This window comes from Bacillus sp. FSL K6-3176, assembly GCF_038003325.1.
Classification (GTDB): Bacteria; Bacillota; Bacilli; order Bacillales; family Bacillaceae; genus Bacillus; species Bacillus altitudinis.
Window position 1 is genome coordinate 3,246,081 of record NZ_JBBOOX010000001.1, and the last position, 20,677, is coordinate 3,266,757.

14 protein-coding genes are annotated in these 20,677 nt (G+C 38.2%); 5 read left to right on the forward strand and 9 right to left on the reverse strand.

The window, feature by feature from the left end; translation table 11 throughout:
• Positions 1-6 precede the first annotated feature (6 nt).
• Together MHB38_RS16935 and MHB38_RS16940 are read right to left on the reverse strand one after the other, a co-directional pair.
• Positions 7-2,115: a SpoIID/LytB domain-containing protein gene (locus tag MHB38_RS16935; RefSeq protein WP_008348301.1), complete on the reverse strand. Its 2,109-nt coding sequence runs from the start codon at positions 2,113-2,115 to the stop codon at positions 7-9.
• A gap of 25 nt (positions 2,116-2,140) precedes the next feature.
• Complete coding sequence (locus MHB38_RS16940) at positions 2,141-2,464, reverse strand: hypothetical protein (RefSeq protein ID WP_035701604.1); 324 nt, start codon at positions 2,462-2,464, stop codon at positions 2,141-2,143.
• 182 nt (positions 2,465-2,646) lie between these two features.
• Between MHB38_RS16940 and tagU the strand changes: the two genes are divergently transcribed.
• Complete coding sequence (gene tagU, locus MHB38_RS16945; protein ID WP_008348305.1) at positions 2,647-3,567, forward strand: polyisoprenyl-teichoic acid--peptidoglycan teichoic acid transferase TagU; 921 nt, start codon at positions 2,647-2,649, stop codon at positions 3,565-3,567.
• Between the two features lie 33 nt (positions 3,568-3,600).
• On the opposite strand, the gene wecB is transcribed toward tagU, so the two are convergent.
• Positions 3,601-4,740: a non-hydrolyzing UDP-N-acetylglucosamine 2-epimerase gene (gene wecB, locus MHB38_RS16950; protein ID WP_017368152.1), complete on the reverse strand. Its 1,140-nt coding sequence runs from the start codon at positions 4,738-4,740 to the stop codon at positions 3,601-3,603.
• Between the two features lie 263 nt (positions 4,741-5,003).
• Between wecB and galU the strand changes: the two genes are divergently transcribed.
• A complete protein-coding gene (gene galU / locus MHB38_RS16955; RefSeq protein WP_008343198.1) occupies positions 5,004-5,885 on the forward strand; it encodes a UTP--glucose-1-phosphate uridylyltransferase GalU in 882 nt (293 codons plus the stop codon).
• Between the two features lie 26 nt (positions 5,886-5,911).
• Here the strand turns inward: galU and tagH are convergent, their stop codons facing one another.
• The gene (gene tagH, locus MHB38_RS16960; protein WP_202734186.1) at positions 5,912-7,516 is read right to left on the reverse strand and encodes a teichoic acids export ABC transporter ATP-binding subunit TagH; all 1,605 of its coding nucleotides are present in this window, start codon (positions 7,514-7,516) and stop codon (positions 5,912-5,914) included.
• 19 nt (positions 7,517-7,535) lie between these two features.
• On the reverse strand, positions 7,536-8,363 hold the full coding sequence (locus MHB38_RS16965) for an ABC transporter permease (protein ID WP_017368154.1): 828 nt from the start codon (positions 8,361-8,363) through the stop codon (positions 7,536-7,538).
• A 291-nt stretch (positions 8,364-8,654) separates the two neighbouring features.
• Between MHB38_RS16965 and MHB38_RS16970 the strand changes: the two genes are divergently transcribed.
• Positions 8,655-11,192 carry a glycosyltransferase gene (locus MHB38_RS16970; RefSeq protein WP_017368155.1) on the forward strand — a complete coding sequence of 846 codons (2,538 nt, stop codon included), beginning with the start codon at positions 8,655-8,657 and terminating at the stop codon, positions 11,190-11,192.
• 109 nt (positions 11,193-11,301) lie between these two features.
• Here MHB38_RS16970 and MHB38_RS16975 read toward each other — a convergent pair whose 3' ends face one another.
• From MHB38_RS16975 to tagD, 3 genes are all read right to left on the reverse strand, one after another.
• Positions 11,302-13,578: a CDP-glycerol glycerophosphotransferase family protein gene (locus tag MHB38_RS16975; RefSeq protein ID WP_135226385.1), complete on the reverse strand. Its 2,277-nt coding sequence runs from the start codon at positions 13,576-13,578 to the stop codon at positions 11,302-11,304.
• A 47-nt stretch (positions 13,579-13,625) separates the two neighbouring features.
• Positions 13,626-15,092, reverse strand: coding sequence for an alpha-glucosyltransferase N-terminal domain-containing protein (locus tag MHB38_RS16980; RefSeq protein ID WP_017368157.1), 1,467 nt, complete (start codon positions 15,090-15,092; stop codon positions 13,626-13,628).
• A gap of 97 nt (positions 15,093-15,189) precedes the next feature.
• Positions 15,190-15,579 (reverse strand): glycerol-3-phosphate cytidylyltransferase, encoded by a 390-nt coding sequence (gene tagD / locus MHB38_RS16985; RefSeq protein WP_008343212.1) that lies wholly within the window; start codon positions 15,577-15,579, stop codon positions 15,190-15,192.
• 368 nt (positions 15,580-15,947) lie between these two features.
• Between tagD and MHB38_RS16990 the strand changes: the two genes are divergently transcribed.
• Together MHB38_RS16990 and MHB38_RS16995 are read left to right on the forward strand one after the other, a co-directional pair.
• Positions 15,948-16,718, forward strand: coding sequence for a WecB/TagA/CpsF family glycosyltransferase (locus MHB38_RS16990; RefSeq protein ID WP_007499915.1), 771 nt, complete (start codon positions 15,948-15,950; stop codon positions 16,716-16,718).
• 11 nt (positions 16,719-16,729) lie between these two features.
• A complete protein-coding gene (locus MHB38_RS16995) occupies positions 16,730-17,917 on the forward strand; it encodes a CDP-glycerol glycerophosphotransferase family protein (RefSeq protein ID WP_017368158.1) in 1,188 nt (395 codons plus the stop codon).
• Positions 17,918-17,934: 17 nt separating this feature from the next.
• On the opposite strand, the gene MHB38_RS17000 is transcribed toward MHB38_RS16995, so the two are convergent.
• The gene (locus MHB38_RS17000) at positions 17,935-20,565 is read right to left on the reverse strand and encodes an N-acetylglucosaminidase (RefSeq protein WP_017368159.1); all 2,631 of its coding nucleotides are present in this window, start codon (positions 20,563-20,565) and stop codon (positions 17,935-17,937) included.
• Positions 20,566-20,677 lie beyond the last annotated feature (112 nt).

Consider the following 20,677-nt stretch of genomic DNA (forward strand, 5'->3'; position numbering starts at 1 on the left):
TTATTCTTAATAGTTTGTTAGTTTTGTACCTGGATAGTAGAACGAAAGTATGGAAGAATACGAGTTTCCAGATTCAGCTCTAGCTTTGGCGCCGTATTGACTCATACCAATGCCGTGACCATAGCCTTTTCCTGAAATCGTGAAATCATTTGTATTATTCTTTACTGACGCAAACGTACTTTTCACCTTTGTTGCGCCCATGACTGTTCTAAACTCTGTCATTTTCATACTTGCCGTTGTACTTTTGTTCACTGTATACGTACCTGTTTTGTTTTTCAGATGGTAATTCAGCTTGATTGAAACGGTCTTCGCACGCTGACCTTTTGTTTTTCCTGAGAATGTCAGGCTTGAAATAGATGCAATTCTCATGTCAGATGCAGCTGTTTCTTTATTTTTCAACAGCCATGATTTTAGACCAGCAAGGTCGGCAGCATTGGCTTCTTTTGCCTTAGACCACTCAGAAGCTGCTGTACTTGCAGTCAACGTAGTGCCTAATTGCTTTTTAGACAACTTCAGTGTCCACGCATTGACAGGATCTTTTGTGTCTTTTTTGGCGACTAAGTATGGCAGTGCATTCCCCCATACTTCTTCACTCGCCTCAGTGTATCCGCCATTACTAGAATAATAGGTGGCTGAAATAAGTTGATTGTTGTATTTCAGAACCTTGCCTTTTGTGGCATCCACAGCTTTTGTCGAATTTGTGTACCAGTTATATCCTCCATATACTTGGAAGGCTGTTGTATCAGGTACGACTTTTCCAATACTTTTCACTGAATACGTTCTAGCGGCAACAGCTTGTGCTTTTAATGCCTCAACATGCCAGCTCGCAGGCATTTCGTTTGGCACAACACCTTTTAGATAGTCTTCAAATGGAATATTTTCATTAGTCGGCCTGATATATCCTGATTCAATGGCAAAGTTGACGTTACCTAAGTAAGGCTTCCCTGCGATTTGAAGGACATTTTTGGTTGAATATTTCTCAGGAACAACTCTTAATGTGTTATACGTCTTAATGCCTTTTAATGAAATTTTTCCGTTAGAAATATTCAATTGGTAGTTTTGATTTTTTTTCAGATAGACTTGTTTGGCTAAAGAATTTTTTAAACTATCTGTAATCGCACTTGTGCTACCAGCAAGATGGTAAGCATATGTACCTTTTTCTTTCAGCAATGCTTTTAATGACGCTGTGACAGAATCCGGCTTCACATACACAACGGTACTGTTAGATTTTGCAGCCAATTGCGACAAAGGCATTGCATAAATATAGCTAGAGGCTTTTGCCAAGTACACTTTATCTGCATTAATGTTTAATTTTTTAATGATATTCACAGATAATTCGTAGCGATTGGCACCGCTGATTCGTGTCACCTGTGAGGTTTTCTTGATTTGATTTTCTACTTTTTGTCCCGTACTTTTTGTACTGCCGATGATAATGACTTTACTTGGCATTTTATAAGACGGAATGGAATCTTTTTTTGTTAATAGGATTGGGTATCCTTTTCTCGATGCATAGGATGCAATTGCAATCCCATTCATGAATGAGTTCCCGCCGACAACAATTGCTTGCTTATAGTTACCCATTTCTTTGGCGATTTTTTGGGAAATTTCAAATTTGTCTTTCCCACTAATGCGTCTCACTTTTCCATACTTTTTGATTGATTTCTCAGCAGCTGTTGAAATACTTTTCGTATTCCCGACAATTAAGATGTTATCAGGATTCATCTTTTTCAACTGATTTTCGGTTGTCTTCGTTAGCTTTTCAATGTTCGTGTACAAAATTGGGGCGCCTAATTTGTATGCTAACGGCGATACAGAAATGGCATGATCAAAAGCATCTCGGCTCACAATCACAACGGTTGAAGGATTTTTCCATCCTGCAGAAGCAATACTATTGGCTACTTCGTAACGATTTTTGCCGTCGTATCTTTTCGTCACAGCGACATTTGATCCTGATAGTTTGTATTCCCCCGTTGTTGAGAAATCCATGCTGTTTTTGTTTCCGATATAGTTAGACAGTTTTACTGAAATTGTCGAGCTGGCCATGGCAGACTGAAAAGGTGCAATTAGTAGTGTCAGTGTCATGAGAACGATAAGTGTAATGCCTGTTTTCTTCAATTTTGTTCATCCCGCCCATCTTTTTTTACTTCTGTTTTTCAATCTTCTGAATTTCTTTTTGACCACTGTCATTGATAAAGTAAGAGATTTCTACTTTGTCACCTGGTTTAAATTCATTTAATACATCTTTAAAATTATCCGTAAATTCATAGCTTAAAGTCGTATTCACTTTTTTCACTTCGACTGTATGTGCATCAGCCATTCCAATAAATTCAGCTTTTTCTTCCAGCACCTGAGGAGTTGAACTGCTTGTCTTGTTTTCTCCTGAGGATTGCTCAGCCGTTCCACATGCTGTGAGCACGATACCTAGTAGTAGTATTAAGAACGGTAAAACGACGATTTTCTTCATTTTTTTCACCTCATGTCTTTGTATCGTCTTATAACTTAATATTTTAAGGTAAATTTAAGGTTTTTTGAAACCTTTTTTTTGTTACAACGTCTATATCTAGGTTCAGAGTAAAAAAATAACTTGTTTATCAAGATTCGTAAACCTATAATCATGGAAGAATGATAGAAAAGGTGAGGGACATTATGAGAGCTGAGAGAAAAAGAAAGAAAAAGAAGGTTCTTTGGATTGTTTTATCGATTATTGGCTTATTCGTATTAGCCACTGGCGGATACGCGTATCATCTTTGGAATACAGCCGCATCCACTGTCGCAGGCATTCAAGAGAACTTAAAGAAGTCAGATAAGCGTGACAAAGATGTCGATTTAAGTAAAAAAGACCCGATCTCCATTTTAGTCATGGGTGTCGATGAAAGAAAGAATGACCGAGGCCGTGCAGATACATTAATATACATGACAGTGAATCCGAAAACGAAAACAACTGAAATGGTGAGTATCCCCCGTGATACGTATACAAAAATTGTCGGAAAAGGCACAATGGATAAAATCAACCACTCTTATGCTTTCGGTGGTACACAAATGGCTGCAGATACAGTAGAGGAACTGCTTGATGTACCTGTGGATTACTTTGTGAAAGTGAATATGGAAAGTTTTAAAGACATTGTCGATACACTTGGCGGCATTACGGTGAACAGCACGTTTGCTTTCAGCTATGATGGCCATTCATTTGGTACAGGAGAAATTAACCTGAACGGCGATCAAGCCCTTGCCTATACAAGAATGAGAAAGCAAGATCCTAAAGGTGATTTCGGCCGTCAGCAAAGACAGCGTCAAGTCATTGAAGGCATCATTGCAAAAGGCGCTAACATTTCATCTATTACGAAATTCGGCGATATGTTTAAAGTCGTTGAAAACAACATGAAAACGAATATGTCCTTTGACGACATGTGGACGATGATGAATGATTATCGTGATGCAAGACAAAATGTGAAACAGCACGAGCTGAAAGGTACAGGCGCACGAATCAATAATATTTATTACTATCAGCTTGATGACAGCAGTTTAGCGAAAGTGAAGAAGGAATTGAAGGATAGTTTGGAGCAGTAAAAAAGAAGACTACAGGAATGTAGTCTTCTTTTTTTATGATTGGAATGGGGCTGGTTTTTCATCACTTAAACCATAACGATGGAGAAGCTCTTCGACAATTCGTTTTGACGCTTGTCCATCACCATATGGATTAGACGCCTTTGACATGTTGTCGTACTCTTTCTGATCGACTAGAAGCTGTTTTGCCATGTTGTAAATGGTCTCTTCATCTGTACCTGCGAGCTTCAGCGTACCAGCTTTCACACCTTCAGGGCGTTCTGTTGTATCGCGCAGCACTAGTACTGGCTTCCCTAGAGAAGGCGCCTCCTCTTGTACACCGCCAGAATCCGTTAGAATAAAGTGCGAGGCAGCAGCGAAGTTATGGAAATCAACTACTTCGAGCGGCTCAATTAAGTGCACACGATCAAGATCACTGAATTCTGTCTGAGCCGCATCACGAACAGCAGGATTTAAATGGACAGGGTATACGACTTGAACACCTTCAAATTCTTCGACAACACGGCGAATCGCTCTAAACATGTTCTTCATCGGCTGACCAAGATTTTCTCTGCGATGAGCCGTTAATAAGATCATTTTATCTGAACCGATCTTCTCTAAAATTGGATGTTGATATTGTTCTGTGACTGTTGTTTGCAGGGCATCAATGGCCGTATTCCCTGTCACACAGATGGTCTCTTCTTTTTTATTTTCTACTAAAAGATTCTGCTTCGCCTCAGCCGTAGGGGCAAAATGAATGTCAGCAATAGTGCCTGTCATTTGGCGGTTCAATTCCTCAGGGAACGGTGAGTATTTATTGTGAGTTCTTAAACCCGCTTCGACGTGGCCGACAGAAATTTGGTGGTAGAATGCGGCCAAGCTTCCTGCAAAGGTTGTAGTGGTGTCTCCATGAACAAGGACAATATCAGGTTTTTCCTCTTGGAATAATTGATCTAGTTTTAATAGTGCATTTGATGTGATTTCAGATAATGTCTGGCGTTCTTTCATAATATTTAAATCATGATCTGGTTGAATGTTAAAGGCTTTCAACACTTGATCAAGCATTTGCCGATGCTGTGCAGTCACAGTGACTGAGGATTTGATTTGCGGATGTTTTTTTAGCTCAAGGACAAGGGGTGCCATTTTAATCGCTTCAGGCCTCGTCCCGAATACAGTCATTACATGTAATGTTTTCAATAGTCGATGCCTCTTTCCTTCTCAATTATTGTATGTTGTTCATTATACAAAAGAATAAGAACGAATCCTAATCATTCTATTCTTAATCTTTACAGCACCTTTACTCTTTTCAACATGAATATTTACAGAAGTTCTTTACAATTGGTTTTAAATCTTTCTCGTAAATCATTTGTCATTTCTATCATTTGTAAGTTACACTTTATGAAAGATGAAAAATGAAGATCACATCATTTTTTCTATATGTAAGGAAGGTGCAAAGTTCATTGAAAAAAGTACGTAAAGCCATAATACCAGCTGCAGGTCTCGGAACACGTTTCCTCCCTGCCACAAAGGCTATGCCTAAAGAAATGCTGCCAATCGTTGATAAACCAACCATTCAATATATTATTGAAGAAGCTGTAGAATCAGGAATTGAAGACATTATTATTGTCACTGGAAAAGGGAAAAGAGCCATTGAGGATCATTTTGATTTTGCGCCAGAGCTTGAGCGTAACCTTGAAGAAAAAGGGAAAAGTGAACTTTTAGAAAAAGTGAGAAAGTCCTCTAATATTGCTGATATTCATTACATCCGCCAAAAGGAACCTAAAGGACTCGGACATGCCGTTTGGTGCGCACGCAACTTTATCGGTGATGAACCTTTTGCTGTTTTATTAGGTGATGATATTGTCCAAGCCGAAACACCTGGACTTCGCCAGCTGATGGATGAATATGAAAAAACCCTTTCGTCCGTGATCGGCGTTCAGCAGGTAGCGGACAGCGATACGCATCGCTACGGGATCATTGACCCTCTTACCCAAGAAGGGCGCCGCTACCAAGTGAAAAACTTTGTTGAAAAGCCGCCGCAAGGAACCGCACCATCCAATTTAGCCATTTTAGGGCGCTACATTTTCACGCCGGAGATCTTTATGTACCTTGATCAACAAGAAATTGGTGCAGGCGGAGAAATTCAGCTGACAGATGCCATCCAAAAGCTCAATGACATCCAGCGTGTATTTGCCTATGACTTTGAAGGAAAACGATATGATGTCGGAGAGAAGCAAGGTTTCATTGAAACGACGCTAGAGTTTGCCCTTCAAGATGAAGAGCTCAAGAAAAAACTCATTCCATTTATGAAACAACTTCTTGAAAAAGAAGAAGTGAATTAAAAAAAGCTGCCGGCATCGGCAGCTTTTTATTTGCTCGCTGAAACAGTCAGCGTATGCTGTTCATTATCGATAACTAATAGATGATTTTCGCCTTTTACTGCGAATTTCGTTTGTTTTTCATTCATCCAGACATTCTGTTCTGTCAGCCCAAGTGTTGAAGGAGAGATGGGCATGATCTCGTGGAACACCATTGTATTTGCCTGGCCATTTTCAATCACATAATCGGTTTTCTCAGTGGTCAGCCGCTCAATGGTATCGCCTTGTTCACTTTTGACCGAGCTAAGTGTCTGCATTCTTTGCTTCAGCACAGACTCTTCTTTTCCAAGGAAAGAAAGTAAGTACTCATACGAACCCGCAGATGCGGGCGATACGTAGGAATTGAACTGTGCTGGTCCTATGGATAACGGCTTCAATTCATCTGCGTTTTGTAGCGCATCAGGTTTCACATAATACGTCTCTGATGCTGTTTTGATTTGAACGACTTGTTTATTTTTAGCCACAGCCTTCACTTCTTGTCCAAACGATAATGTGACGTCTGCCTTTTTTTTCATGGCCCTGTCTGTATAAACCGTCATTGGATCTGCCTTAACTATAGCCTGTTGATCAATCTTTTTCATATCATCAGGGGCACCTTTCGTCTCATGGTTTGTTGACTGGGGCGTCTCTGTTTTACCTGAAGGAATTGCACCAAATGTCGCCAGTGTACGCAGCGGACGATCCGAAAACATAGAAAGGGCAAGTAAGATGGTTAAAACAGCTATTATGGTGACTTGAAACGCCGGTCCGAAAAAGGAACGTCGTTTTCCAGTGTCATTATACCTCGTGACTTTCTCTGTCGTTTGTACGCCTTTTCGACCTTCCTTGTGCTTCAATTGGTATTCCTTTTTCTCTTTCTTAGAAAGCTTGTTAAACCAATCAACAAACTCCTTATACTCTTTCACAACCTTTTTCGTATCATCAAACATACGAAGTTCACCATAATGCATCCAAGCAACCCGATCACAGATTTTTTGGATTTGACTAATGGAGTGACTGACGAAAAAGATCGTCTTTCCTTGTTCTTTGAATTCGGTGATGCGATCCACACATTTTTGATAGAAGGTTTGGTCTCCTACAGACAGTGCCTCATCAATAATGAGGATATCTGGATCTATATGTGCTGAAATAGCAAAACCAAGACGGGATTTCATTCCGCTTGAATAGCTCTTTACAGGCTGGTCTATAAAGTCTCCAATATCCGCAAACTCTACGATTTTTTCATAAAGATCGTCAATTTCCTTATTTGTCAGACCCATCATTAAGCATTTTAAACGAATGTTGTCTTTACCGCTTAACTGATTGTTCAGCCCTGCCGCAATGGCAATTAACGATGGCTGGCCGTCCATATCAATCTCACCACTTGTCGGTGGAATGATTTTCGCTAGAAGGTTCGACATCGTGGATTTCCCAGAACCGTTGATCCCTACAAAACCAATCGTCTCTCCTTCATAGACATCAAAAGACACATCACGAACGGCAAAGAAACCTTTTTCATTTTTATTAGGTAAAAACAGCCCTTTAATCTTGTCCGACTGTTTTTTATATAGGACGTATTGCTTGGATACGTTTCGAAACGAAACCTTTAGTTTCATCGTATAATCTCCTTACTTTTTAAAGAAAATCGACAAATTTATCCCTAAATTTCATATGCAGTAATGAACCGACTGTTAAAAGAAGAAGCGTAATCAGCCAGAAATAAAGCGTATATTTCACATCATGGAAGAACCATTCTCCCTTTAACAAGCTATTTCTGAAACCATCAATAATGTAGAAAAGAGGATTTAATCTTAAAATATCTCCTATCCATGCTTTGTCTCCAGTGAGCTTTTCTGAGATATTCCAAAAAATCGGCAGCAAAAAGAAAAGTAAACGTGTCACTGATTGTAAAAGAAATTGATAGTCCCTTACGAGTACACTAATTGTTGAATTAAACAAACTAAACGAAAACATAAACGCGATCATACATATAAGGTAGTAAATATATTGTAGCCAATGCGCGTCAGGATATATGCCATAAGAAATCAGCACAATAAGATAGACACCCATCATGACAAAATAGCTGAACAAGTTGGACATAATGACCACAGACGGCAGCGCACTAATCGGAAAATTCATTTTCGATACCATATTAATGCGTTTAAACACACTGTTTGATCCATCAAGAATGGTTGGACTAATGAAGAACCAAGGGATTAAACCGGCAAGCATCCAGATGATAAATGGAACCTCCATGTCTCCAATGGCAATTGGCTGTCCTCCGCGAATACCCATACCAAAAACAAACCAATAAGCTAGCATCTGCATTAATGGATTTAAAAACTGCCACAAAACACCTAAATAATTCATCTGATATTTTGATTTTGTTTCATAAACAGCAAGTCGTATAATCAGCGGAAGTGAGCTGATTTGCTCTCTTAATATTGTAAACAATGCGTTCATTCTAATCTTCCTTAGATATTAGTTTTGGGATTACCTCTTTAAAAAAATCACCGCTCATAATTGTAACAGATGTTGAGAAATATTTCACTTTTCAAATCGAATGAGTATATTAACTAGTAGGGAAATTCGATCAAAACAAACGCTGGTATATTCAGCTATTCTAGGTTACTAATTACCTTATTATATCATTGCTTTATAATTGCCATTAGAATATAATTATCAGGATAATTGCATTTCCGAAATAAATATCATTTTCCTATTATATATATTACATGAAGGGGCTTAACATTAATGAGAATCAAGCAATTCAAAAAAATTGTTACAAGAAAGATTAAATTTATTTTAAATCCACTAATTGAATTTTCCAGAGATTCACGACTTCGTATCAGAAGTAAATATACCTCCTATTTAGAGAAAAATCCGGTTAGAAGTAATTATATTCTATATGAAGCTTATCATGGAAAAAGTATTTCTGGAAATTGTTATGCAATTTTTCTAGGATTGATGAAAGATAGTACTTTTAAAGATTTACATCACGTTTGGGTCATTAATGATTTTAATGATCCAATGATTACAGAATTAAAGCAGAAAACTTCTAATATTTCCTTTGTTAAAGTTGATAGTGACGAATATCTAAAATATTTAGCAACTTCTAAATATTTAGTTAATGATACGTCATTTCCTTTTTATTTTATTAAAAGAGAAGAGCAAGTTTATATCAATACTTGGCATGGAACTCCTTTAAAAACTTTAGGGAAAGATATTAATAAAAGATCAATGTCTGGTCATAAAAATATACAAAGAAATTTGCTTCATTGTGATTACCTTATTAGCCCGAATACTTTTACGTATGAAAAGTTACTAAAATCAAATGATGTTTTTGGGATATTTGCCGGGAAAATTGCAAATATCGGTTATCCTAGAGTAGATTTAACATTAAACACTAGCAGTGAAAGTGTGAAAGAAAGATTAGACCTACCTTTTAATAAAAAAATTGTACTTTATGCTCCAACATGGAGAGGAACAATAGGTGCCGAAGAGGATACTTGCTATACATTGCATAGTGAAGTTGTGAAAATTCAGCAGGCGCTTGGTGATAATTATTTAGTACTTTTAAAATCTCATTACTTTTCTTATAAATTTTTTAAACAGAGTGGTCTTGAACATCTTTGTGTTCCAAACTGGATTGATACAAATGAACTTTTATCAGCTATAGACATTTTGATTACAGATTATTCAAGTATCTTTTTCGATTTCCTACCTTTAAAAAGACCTGTCTTTTTCTATATGCCTGACTTACATGAATATGAAGCAGAGAGAGGTTTTTATTTAGATATAACAAAACTTCCAGGACCTATCTGTGAAAGTATAGTTGATTTAATTGACAGCTTAGGTCAACTAAACAGTTTAAATAACTTCAATAAACAGTTTGAAAGTCAATACAAAGAGTTTTTAGATGAATATTGCTCTTATGATGACGGAAATGCTACTGATCGACTCATTGACATAATATTTAAAGGGAAAAATCAAGATGAATTAATCAAGGTTGAAAGCAATAAACAAAAATTACTTTTTTATTGTGGGGGCTTCTACAATAATGGTATAACCGTTTCAGCGACTAATTTATTTGATCAGATTGATTACAACAAATATGAAGTTGTCGTCATTGATAACTCAAATTATCATAAGGATAAATGGATGAACATACAGAAGCTTCATCCTAATGTTCATATTATTTATAGACCAGGTTTTGTTAATAGAACATTAGTAGAAACATATAAACAGAATCTAATTTTCCGCCGTGGTATATACAATAACAAAATGTTAAAATACACTCCAGTAAACTCATATAAAAGAGAATTAAAGAGAATTATTGGTAATACGAAATTTGATGTAGGAATAGATTTTGGAGGATATAACAAGTTCTGGACTCTTCTTTTCGCATTCGGAGATTTTAAAGTCAAAAGTATTTTCCTTCATGCTGACATGATGAAAGAATATAACAAGAAAGTGAACCACAAATATAAACATCGTGGTAACCTAAAAGTCATTTTCTCACTTTACAAGTTCTTCGATAGAATTGTTTCAGTTGCCGAATCGACTAACATAGAAAATCACTTGAATTTAAGCCCTTTTGTTCCTAATGCTTTAGAGAAAATGGTTTTTGTTAATAATGTAATCTCGCCTAACAAAGTACTTCAAATGAAAGAAAATAAAGAGATTATAGAATTTAATAATGAGAGATATTTAATTACTCACCAAAATGATAAAAACGAATCCATCGGTCTTAATTTATCTGGGATACCACTTCCTAATAAGGATTATATCAACTTTATAACTATTGGAAGATTATCCCCTGAAAAAGGACAAAAGAAATTAATTTCTGCTTTTTCACAATTACACAAACAATACCCAAAAGCTGTATTGTATATTGTGGGTGAAGGGCCTTTAAAAAGAGAGTTAAAGGATCACACAAAAAAATTACATCTAGAACATTGCGTGTTTTTTGTTGGACAACTCGAAAATCCATTTTCTTTACTAGATGAATGTGATTGTTTTGTCTTATCTTCAGAGTATGAAGGGCAAGGCTTGGTTCTAATGGAAGCAATGATTCTGAAAAAACCAATTATAGCTACCGATGTAACTGGAGTACATTCCGTCTTAGAGGGTGGATACGGATTATTAGTTGATAATAATGAAACTGCGCTATTTAATGGTATGTCTGATTTTATCCAGAATAGTATGGAACAAAAATCCTTTGATTATGAAAAGTATAATAGCGAGGCGCTAGACCTCTTCTACAAAAATGTCTGTACTAAAACTAATTAACCACTTATATACAGAATAAAATTATATGTATTTAAAAACACCTTTGGATAATGGTCAAGTATTGAACTTGATACCTTCCAAAGGTGTTTTTCCATCTATAAGAAAACAATTAAAAGCGGTGCGAATTAAAAACTACTTCAACCACCCGCTTCGATGACTCCCCGCTCTCTAAGTAACAGAATTTTTCATAAAACGGTGCAAATGATTCTGGTAGTGTAAATGTCGGTTGTTCTGTTTCTCTTACCCATTCAATCACGCGTGATGTTTCTTTTACAAGTGGTCCTGGTGCTTCTTGTTCAAAGTCAAAATAGAAGCCTCTCAGTTTGTCACGATATGTTTCGATGTCTGGTACATAGAACAGCATCGGACGTTTAAGGTTTGCATAATCAAAGAACACGGAAGAGTAATCTGTAATGAGTAGGTCGGAAATCATATAAAGGTCTCGAATGTCTTCGTAATGAGAGAAATCATAGGCAAAGCCTTCATATGGTCCGAGATCAAAGTTTTCCGCTACTAAATAGTGCATACGAAGGATGATGATATATTCTTCTCCGATAGATGCTCGTAGCTCATGCAGATCAAGATCTAAATCAAATTTGTACTGCCCTTTTTTATAAAATTGATCGTCTCTCCATGTCGGTGCATATAAAATCAATTTTTTATCAAGTGGCAGGTTCATTTTTTGTTTCAGTGCTCTCATCGTTTCTTCATTGTTTTGATTGTGAAGGAAGTCATTTCTCGGATATCCTGACTCAATCATGGTCTTTTGAAATTGGAACGCACGTGTAAAGATTTCAGTCGAGTAGGCATTAGGAGAGATGAGATAATCCCAATTCGATGCTTCTTTCGTGAAATTCTTTTTGTACTTCTTCGTGTTTGTTCCAGGCATATGCACTTCGTCCATGTCCATCGCCAGTCGTTTTAATGGCGTGCCGTGCCATGTTTGTAAGTATTGGGTGTGTTCTGGTTTTGGAACCCATAGCGGCAAACGACTGTTTACGACCCAATACTCAGCTCTTGCCATTGCAAAAATCCATTTCAATGACAGACGATTGATATAGTAGATGCCTTTTTCTTTAAATGGTGCTTCATGACCTTTTTTAACACTCCAGATCAGCGTATATTCAGGGTGATTTTCTTTCATATATTCATAAATAGCACGCGGGTTACAGCTGAATTGTTTCCCATTAAAGCTCTCAAAAATAACGGTTTTCTTTTTGACGGACAGTTTACTCGCCAGTGTAAAGGTCGTTTGGAAAGTACTTGTCACAAGGCGATTGCGAACTTTTTTAATCTTACCCACTTGCTTCTTGAATTTCTTCCACTTGCTTTTTACGTAGTACTTAGCACGTGTCTTCATGGTGTAATCATTTATTCGGATGCCTAAAGTTTGTCTTTTTTTCTTTCTGTACACTTCATATCGAATTGGTACATCGTTTCTTTTATGAATTTGAACAAGTCCTTTGAGTTTGTTTGAACGATCTCCAAGCACTAAAGAAGTTGTTGTTAACGTTTCTTCCACTCCGTTAACATCGCAAATAAACTCAAAATAGAAGCGATAGACAAACCGTTTGTTTAAGGAATAAGTTAACTCCTCTAAAGGAACTTCTGCTGAAAATTGATACAGTTGTGGTGTTTGATGGTCGTCACGATATTGAATGACTTCATCTTTTTTATGTGTCATCTTGACAGGAAAACGATGCTCAACTGGTTCCTCACCATTTTTCTTCAATAGAAGCTTTACTTCTTTGATCTGATAAGGATGCTCTGCACTTAGAACGCCTGCATACCCAGATAAAGATAGCGTGCATTCTTTGTTGAGCTCGATATGATGGAATTTCACAACTTTGAGCTCCCGTTTGATTTTCAATGAAGCATTGCCTTTGTCTGTACGATATGGAATAACATACAACAGCGCTTCTTTATTTTCTAAAAATGTCAGCTCTGGCGTTTCAATTTCCATTTTCAAACGACGTTTATAATATGGTGTTTTTTCTTCTATTTCGGAAGTCGCGCTGGTATCCGCTTCTTTTACGTCTTCATCCTCTTCTTCCGAATCAGAATCATAGGCTGAGTCTTCAAGCTCGTCTTCGTCCTCTTCTTTGTTTGCGCTCAGATAGTCCGTGACATACAAGTTGTATGTCTGGCCTTGCTCTAACGCAAGCGGAAGCGATGCTTCACTCAGTACCAATTTGAATAGATTCTCTTCTTGATGAACAAGCGGGAGGAATAGTTCTTGTTTTGAGACCCTTTCCCTCATAAACAGATAAAACTCTCTATCTGCTAATGGCATGTCATCGTAGATGCGAACGAGCATTTCCAATTTTTCATGATGATTTTTTAAACCTTCAACGACACTCTTCTTATGGATTCCCTCTTCAATCATTAATCGTTAATCTCCTCTGTTCAAAAATCTTACCGTTATTTGTATCATTATTTTACTTTCCAAGAATAGTTCCCCTGTTTCGTTTGATACGACCAACCATCAATTGAAGATGGTTTATTGGTAAGGAGCTCTCCCTCTACTTCTAGACGTTGTAAAACTTCTTGAAGTTCTTCTGTTTTAAAGCGGATGTAAAAATCCACAAATTTTGTTTGGTTGGTTTCGATGTTTTTCTTTGTTTGAAAATGACCAATTGGGAAACTGACTTGATCATTCTCATCAATTGTTTGAGAAATGATTTCAGCTCCATTCACTCGATCATATCCTGCAAAATCAATTTCCACATGATCCGCTTGGCTCATTTCGTCTGTCATCTTAAGCTGAAGATGAAGAACATGGTGTTCAGAGCTAAGATCATGCAGCACCCATTTCGTGCGATCCACGATCTTTCTCAGCTCATCTTTACGTATACGGTTTTCCAGCATCTGATGAAGTACTGTTTTCCAAGCTGACATTTCATCAGAAGGCACATGGTAGAAATAAGTTTGTTCTCCTAAAACCTTCTCAACATCTTCTTTATGCTTAGTATCGCCAAAGAAGACGGCATCCACTTGCTGTTTTCTTATTTGTTTAAATAATTCTCCATATTGAGAATTGATATGGTGCGGATTTTCCTCATAATGGGCTTCATGCACAAAAGCAGCATAATAAGTTGATTCCGGTTGATCTATTTTAAACAAATGGCGGTCCTGGTCCCGGTCCTCTGTGACCATCAGTTTTAACCGGTCATTTTGTAATTGAATGCTGGATAGCCATTGTTGTTTTATATCCGTCTTCTTTGTAAATGTTTGAATTCCTGTTTTTTTATACCAATTAATGTGACGGACTGGATTCTTTTTTGCATCACCAGCATAGATGATCTCCATAAAAATGCTGCCATCGTCATTGATCAATTCCTCCAAGTATAGTGCACCTGTATGGGGAACAAAACTTTGTACTCTGCATAAAACGCCATGAAAATTATATTCTTCCCTTTTCACCAATTGCTTCTCTTCATTATATTGTTCAATATAACAAATGGGAGAAGAAGACCGTTCATATCTCGTCACCTGAATCGTGGATTCATCTGCTGGAGTCACTGCTTCATTGATCGAATGCGATGATTCACCGACAATAAATTCCGAGTAACGTCTCTTACTACCGCTTTCCGGTAGGATATAGTGTTCATACACATTCAAGATGTCAACCTCAGAAGAAAAGATCTCTTCCATGCGGTGAATACGTTCTTTCACATTTGCATCGTAATTTAAAGTTAAAATTGCAGTACGCTTATGCTGATCAGCCAAGGGCTTAATTCTTGTCTTTAAAGATTTCGTTAAGCTCTCATCCTGTTTTGGCACATCACCCATAATAAAGTAGTAATCCATATCAGGCATGTCCACTGATGCCATTGTTTCATGTTGTTCAGATTGATCCAATGTATCTTCAACTTTTTTCTTCATCCAATTTTGAAACAAAGGAAGCTCTCCTTAAAAATAATGATGACTTGCTCATTGTATTTTACATGAAAAAGTACTTCTCACCAAAAGATAAGAAGTACTTTTTTTCGATCTATTAAAGTCCCGCAATTTCTTCCTTAATTTGTGTTGTCGAGATGCCTTCTGTTCTCTTCAAGTATACGACTTCGCAATGTTCTTTTAAGAAATCGAATTTACCTTCCCAGTCATCTCCCATGACAAACACATCGATATCGTGCTCTTGCACGTCACGGACTTTTTGATCCCAGCTGTTTTCTGGAATGACTTCGTCTACATAACGAATGGTTTCAAGAATCAGCTTTCTATGCTCGTAGCTATGATAAGCTTTTTTTGATTTTTGTAAATTAAACTCGTCTGTAGAGATGGCCACCACTAAGTAATCTCCGAGCTGCTTTGCACGCTCTAGCAGCTTAATGTGCCCCCAGTGTAATAAATCAAATGTACCGTAAGTAATAACTTTCTTCATTGCAAACATGAACTCCTTTCTTTCATCCTTATTCGTCTGCTTCAAGCAGTAATGTTATCCGTAATCCTATTATCATCGATCATTTTTTCGCTCTTCGGAACTTCATTATATCACAACGCCTATGAAAGGTTAAGAAAATGTAAAGACAAACTATTTCCAATTTATTGGGTGCAGGAGGAGAAGACCGAGAAATCAATATTTCACAAAGGATCGTCCATATGAATTAATGAAAATGTCACGAAATTTAAAGGATTGTAAAGTTATTGTTAATATTTCATGGAGCAACTGTGATAAAATGATGAGTAGGCGAAGAATGAATTTACAATGAACGTTTCATAGATAACAAAATGAAAAAGGAGGTCTGAACAATGCAAACAGAAGTGGTCTCTAACCTTTCTTATGTAAATGGTGACTTAGATGAATTTATTAGCTATATCAACCAGCATCATATTTCCCAGAGAAGAGGCGCCATGATTGCGACAGTGAATCCAGAGATCGGCTATGCTGTCATGAAGGATGATGCATATCATCAAGTGGTTTCTTCCGCGGATTATGTACTGCCGGATGGTGTAGGTGTTGTGTTGATGTCACGCATGACGCAAAGTCCATTGAAATCAAGAATTGCAGGTTTTGATGTGTTCATGTCTATGCTTGATCTCGCAAACAAGCAATCTAAAAGTATCTTTTTATATGGGGCGAAAGAAGAAGTGCTCGAGGCTGTCAAACAGCGAATTGATACAGAATATCCAAATGTGGTGATTGCAGGCAGCTGTGATGGTTATCAAGCGGATAAACGATTTGTGGCAAAACAAATTGCTCGTTCAAAAGCAGATATGGTGTTTGTTGCTTTAGGTTATCCAAACCAAGAGAACTTTATTTATGAATACCGTCATTTGTTCCCGCAAGCTGTTTGCATCGGTTTAGGTGGAAGCTTTGATGTATTTAGCGGTACGGTGAAGCGTGCACCACGCTGGATGATTAAAACAAATACGGAATGGCTGTACAGACTCATTGTCAATCCGTGGAGATGGAAACGAATGCTGAATATCCCAAAGTACGCTTTTGCCGTATTAAAAGAAAACAAAGGGAAAAAGCGCTACTATCCTGAGCAAGTAAAAGATCAGACGAAGCAGCTGTGAGAGACTGATACATGATGAATATACGCTCAATGATCATCTCATGCTATGCAGCTTTTGTTTCTTTTGCTGGATGGCTCATGAGCGGCGTGAAACCTCGTGACAATCAGGTGACGCTGCTTGTTTCATTCCAAGAGAATGCAGCTGCTCTCATTGATACTTATCAACAACAGGCGAATATGACAATGAAGCTCACTGTCCTCTATACGAAGCATGCTTCCGTGATAGAAAAGGACGTGCCTCATGTGTCATTTCGCTATTTTCATGAAAAAAATCCCTTCCATCTCATTCAATGTATCTATACGATGCTAAAAAGCAAAGTTGTCGTCACAGATAATTATTTTCTGATGACAAGTGTGCTAAGAAATAGACCTTCTACCACTTGTATTCAAGTGTGGCACGCCAATGGTGCTTTGAAAAAGTTCGGTCTTGAAGACGCTTCAAATCATCACCGTAGTTCTCGTGATCTGCAGCGTTTCAAGCGGGTCTATGCGTCTTTCGATTATATCGTTACAGGCTCAGATCACATGCGCGAGATTTTCAAAACTTCATTTGGCGTCAAGGACGATCGTTTTCTGCCAACAGGTGTACCATTCACAGATGCGTACTATGATGAGCGCCCTATTTCCTTTCAGACGGATATTTTTCCAAAAGGCAAAAAAGTGCTGCTGTATGCGCCGACCTACCGGGACTTTGCAATGGACGGTCTTGTCTTACCTTTTTCTAAAGAACAATTGCATAGAGAGCTGAATGGTGACTATATCCTGCTCGTCAAACTTCATCCTGCAGTGAAACATTTAGCCAAAGCAGAAACAGATGGTGAGTGGATATTTGATGTGTCCGATCAGCCGCTCTTTCCATTGCTCTCTGTATGCGATGTCCTGATTACAGATTATTCGTCCATTGTGTTTGAATATGCGCTGCTCCGAAAGCCTGTTTTGTTCTTCACTTACGATCTAGAGACTTATCGCATGAAACGCGGTTTAGTCGAACGTTATGAAGACATTATTCCAGGAAAGGCTTGCGTCACACAAGATATGCTCTTAAAGGAGCTTAAGGGGCTAAACGAATCAGCCAATCAAGACTTATTGAAAACCTTTGCTGAGGAATGGAACCAATATTCAAAAGGGAAATCAAGTCAGCAGCTTCTTTCCTTTATTGAACATCAGCTCTTACACAAAAAACGTCCGGCTTCTCATTAAGAAGCACGGACGTTTTTTTATTTGTTATACACGGGGATATCATAATACAGCGTATAGTTATCAAGTAAGTTATACAAACTATACATACGAGTGACCTGTTTAGAAGCCCAGCCAATATCTGTTGCATATTGGTGAGTCGCTGTCGCAGACCACCGCATTTTGTAAATGGTATCTTGTTTGTATGTGGCGTTATTGATATAGCTGTTGCCAATGAATTTTGCCCCGCCAATAATGGCTGCCTCTGGTGTGAACCATTGCTGTTCATACGCATACTTTGCACCGAGGTAATTCGGGTTACTGTCATATGCACCAATGCCATACATGTTATACACGATTCTATCATTAAACTTCGTACCGTTCGCTAAAATGGAACTGCCGTTGCCTGTTTCAAGCAATGCATGTGAAATGAGATAGATTTCGTTAATATGATACGTTTTCGCTGCTGTGATAAAGGCTTGTCCTTTTCCGGCAAGAATGCCTTTCCCTGCTAAAATCTTCGTATTCACTTCAGTCGGGTTGAGATTTGCAGCTTCAGAGAGTTTGAGAAATTGAAAATAAGATTGAGTGCCCTCCGCGATATTCGCTGGGTCTACATATTTTAATACTTCTGCTGAACTCGCATTTCTCCAGCCGAGGCTGATCTTGATCCAGTTGCCATCTTTTCCAAGCTGCTTCACTTTTGTTCCTTTGTTCAGCTGTGCGACGATGTTGCTAGCCGAACTTGAATCAGGTGTAGAACGTACATTTAGCCCGTCTGTATTCACTGTGGATGTCGCTGGGTCTACATATGTCGCATAGACATATGCTGCACCATCTGTCTGCGGCGATACCTTCATTTGTTTGTTTACCATCTCATTGACAGTGAGGTTATAATTCGTCTGCATCACCATTGGACCGTTTTTGATTTTTGTCGCTGTGGCTGTCCAGCCGTATTGGCTTTTCACAAAAGCAATGGCCGCATTCGCATTTGGTAACCCTGTAAACTGCTGTGTGATGTTGATTTTATATGCCGGTTTTGTCGTTGTTGTATAAGCAGCTGGTTCATTTCGTTTTTTGAAGAATGTCATGCCTTGATCTCTTAAGGCAGCAGTCGAAATAACCCCTGTTTTGATCTGATATTGACCATAATCAGTTGCTCCCGTTTTTTGAGCGGCTGCTTTCATTTTTTGTTTGGTTAAATAACTTAAGGCTTGATTCAGTTTTGTCTGATTCACAGTCGCCTCTGTCGTAATACGGTATTGCTTAACAGCTTCTGTTAATGTTTTTGTACTACTGGCAACTCCATTTTTTTTCATGATCTCTTGCGCCTGCTTTACTTTGCTTTGATCATATACAGGAGTTGTCATCAGGCTGTATGCTTTACTGACGGCTTGCCCCTTGCCTGTTGTGATGCTGCTTGTCACCTTTTGTGCTTTTAAGTATGCAGCACCTTTATTTACTTTTGTCTGATCCGTTGCTTGATTCACAACAAGTCGATACGTGCTGTCAGATGCTTTGCCTGTTTTTTTCGTTGTGGCGGATACTTTTTTCTTTTGGAAAAATGCCGTTGCTTTTTTCGCTTGATCATCGCCCAAAAGATTCCCAGTCACTACTTGATATGGCTGTGTAGAGGAGATCTTTTTAGACGTATAGCGCCATTTCTTTTTCTTGAAAAAGGCAACTGTTTTTGCGTAAGTTGTGTCATTTAATTGATTGAGCTTTACGATATAATTTTTCGTTTTTCCTACTCGCTGCACAGTACCTGACGCACCAGCTTGTTTCTTGATCTGAGCCGCCGCTGAGGCTGCTTGCTTACTGTCTTTGAAATAGCCTGATTCCATGCTATATACATTTTTAACAGCTCCAGCCTTCTGAATCTTTCCGCTGATTTTCGCTTCTTTTTGCAGCTGGGTCAGAAGGGTTTGCGCTTTAGACTGATTCGTTTGTGTAGCAGATGTGACGATGTAATACGGTTTGCCTGCTGCTACCGTTTGGAGTACTGCTTTTAAACCTGATTCCTTTTGAAAACCTTGCAGGATGGTATTTGCCTTACTCTGTCCGACAATACTGCCTGAGATCAGCTGATACACGGTGCCAGCTTTGTTTTCGGTTTGATATGTACTCGTGACTCCGGCCTGTTTTTGTAGTTCGGTTTGAATATTTTTGACTTTCGTTTCAGAATCAATGGCTCCTGAAATGACCTGATAAGATGGTCTGCTTTGATTGATAGCTTCATAAGTGCTATTGAGTCCTGATGTTTTCGTCAGCTCGAGCGTCAGTTTTTTCGCCTGACTTTCATCGTTGATTGGATCAGATACGATTTTCTGTAAAGGAAGGCGGTCACCTACTGGAGACACCGTACCGCTCATGCCTAACTCTTTTTTTAATGCAGCGGCACTTGCATTAGCTGCTACTTGTGAGTCATATCCTGAGGCAGTCAGTTGATAAGTCGATGTATTTCCTGAAGTTTGATAAGTGGCTGTCCATTTCTTATCCTTTTTCAACGTGTCAACCGCTTTTTTCACTTCTGCTTCTGTTGTAAATACTTTTGAGGTGCTAATCGTATAAATGGATTGATCGACATAGGAGGCTGCTTGCACTTCTTTGCCTGTGTGTAATGTCATACCAAAGGCAGCTGCGAGTAACATAATCTTGATGGTTTTTTTCACGTTCCCTGTCCCTCTCTTAACTTTGCATAATAGTCTACTAATCTCTTTATCGACAAAAACAAGTCTCTTTCAAGTCTTTTATGCAATAGAAAAATAGAGGACTCTCGAAGTC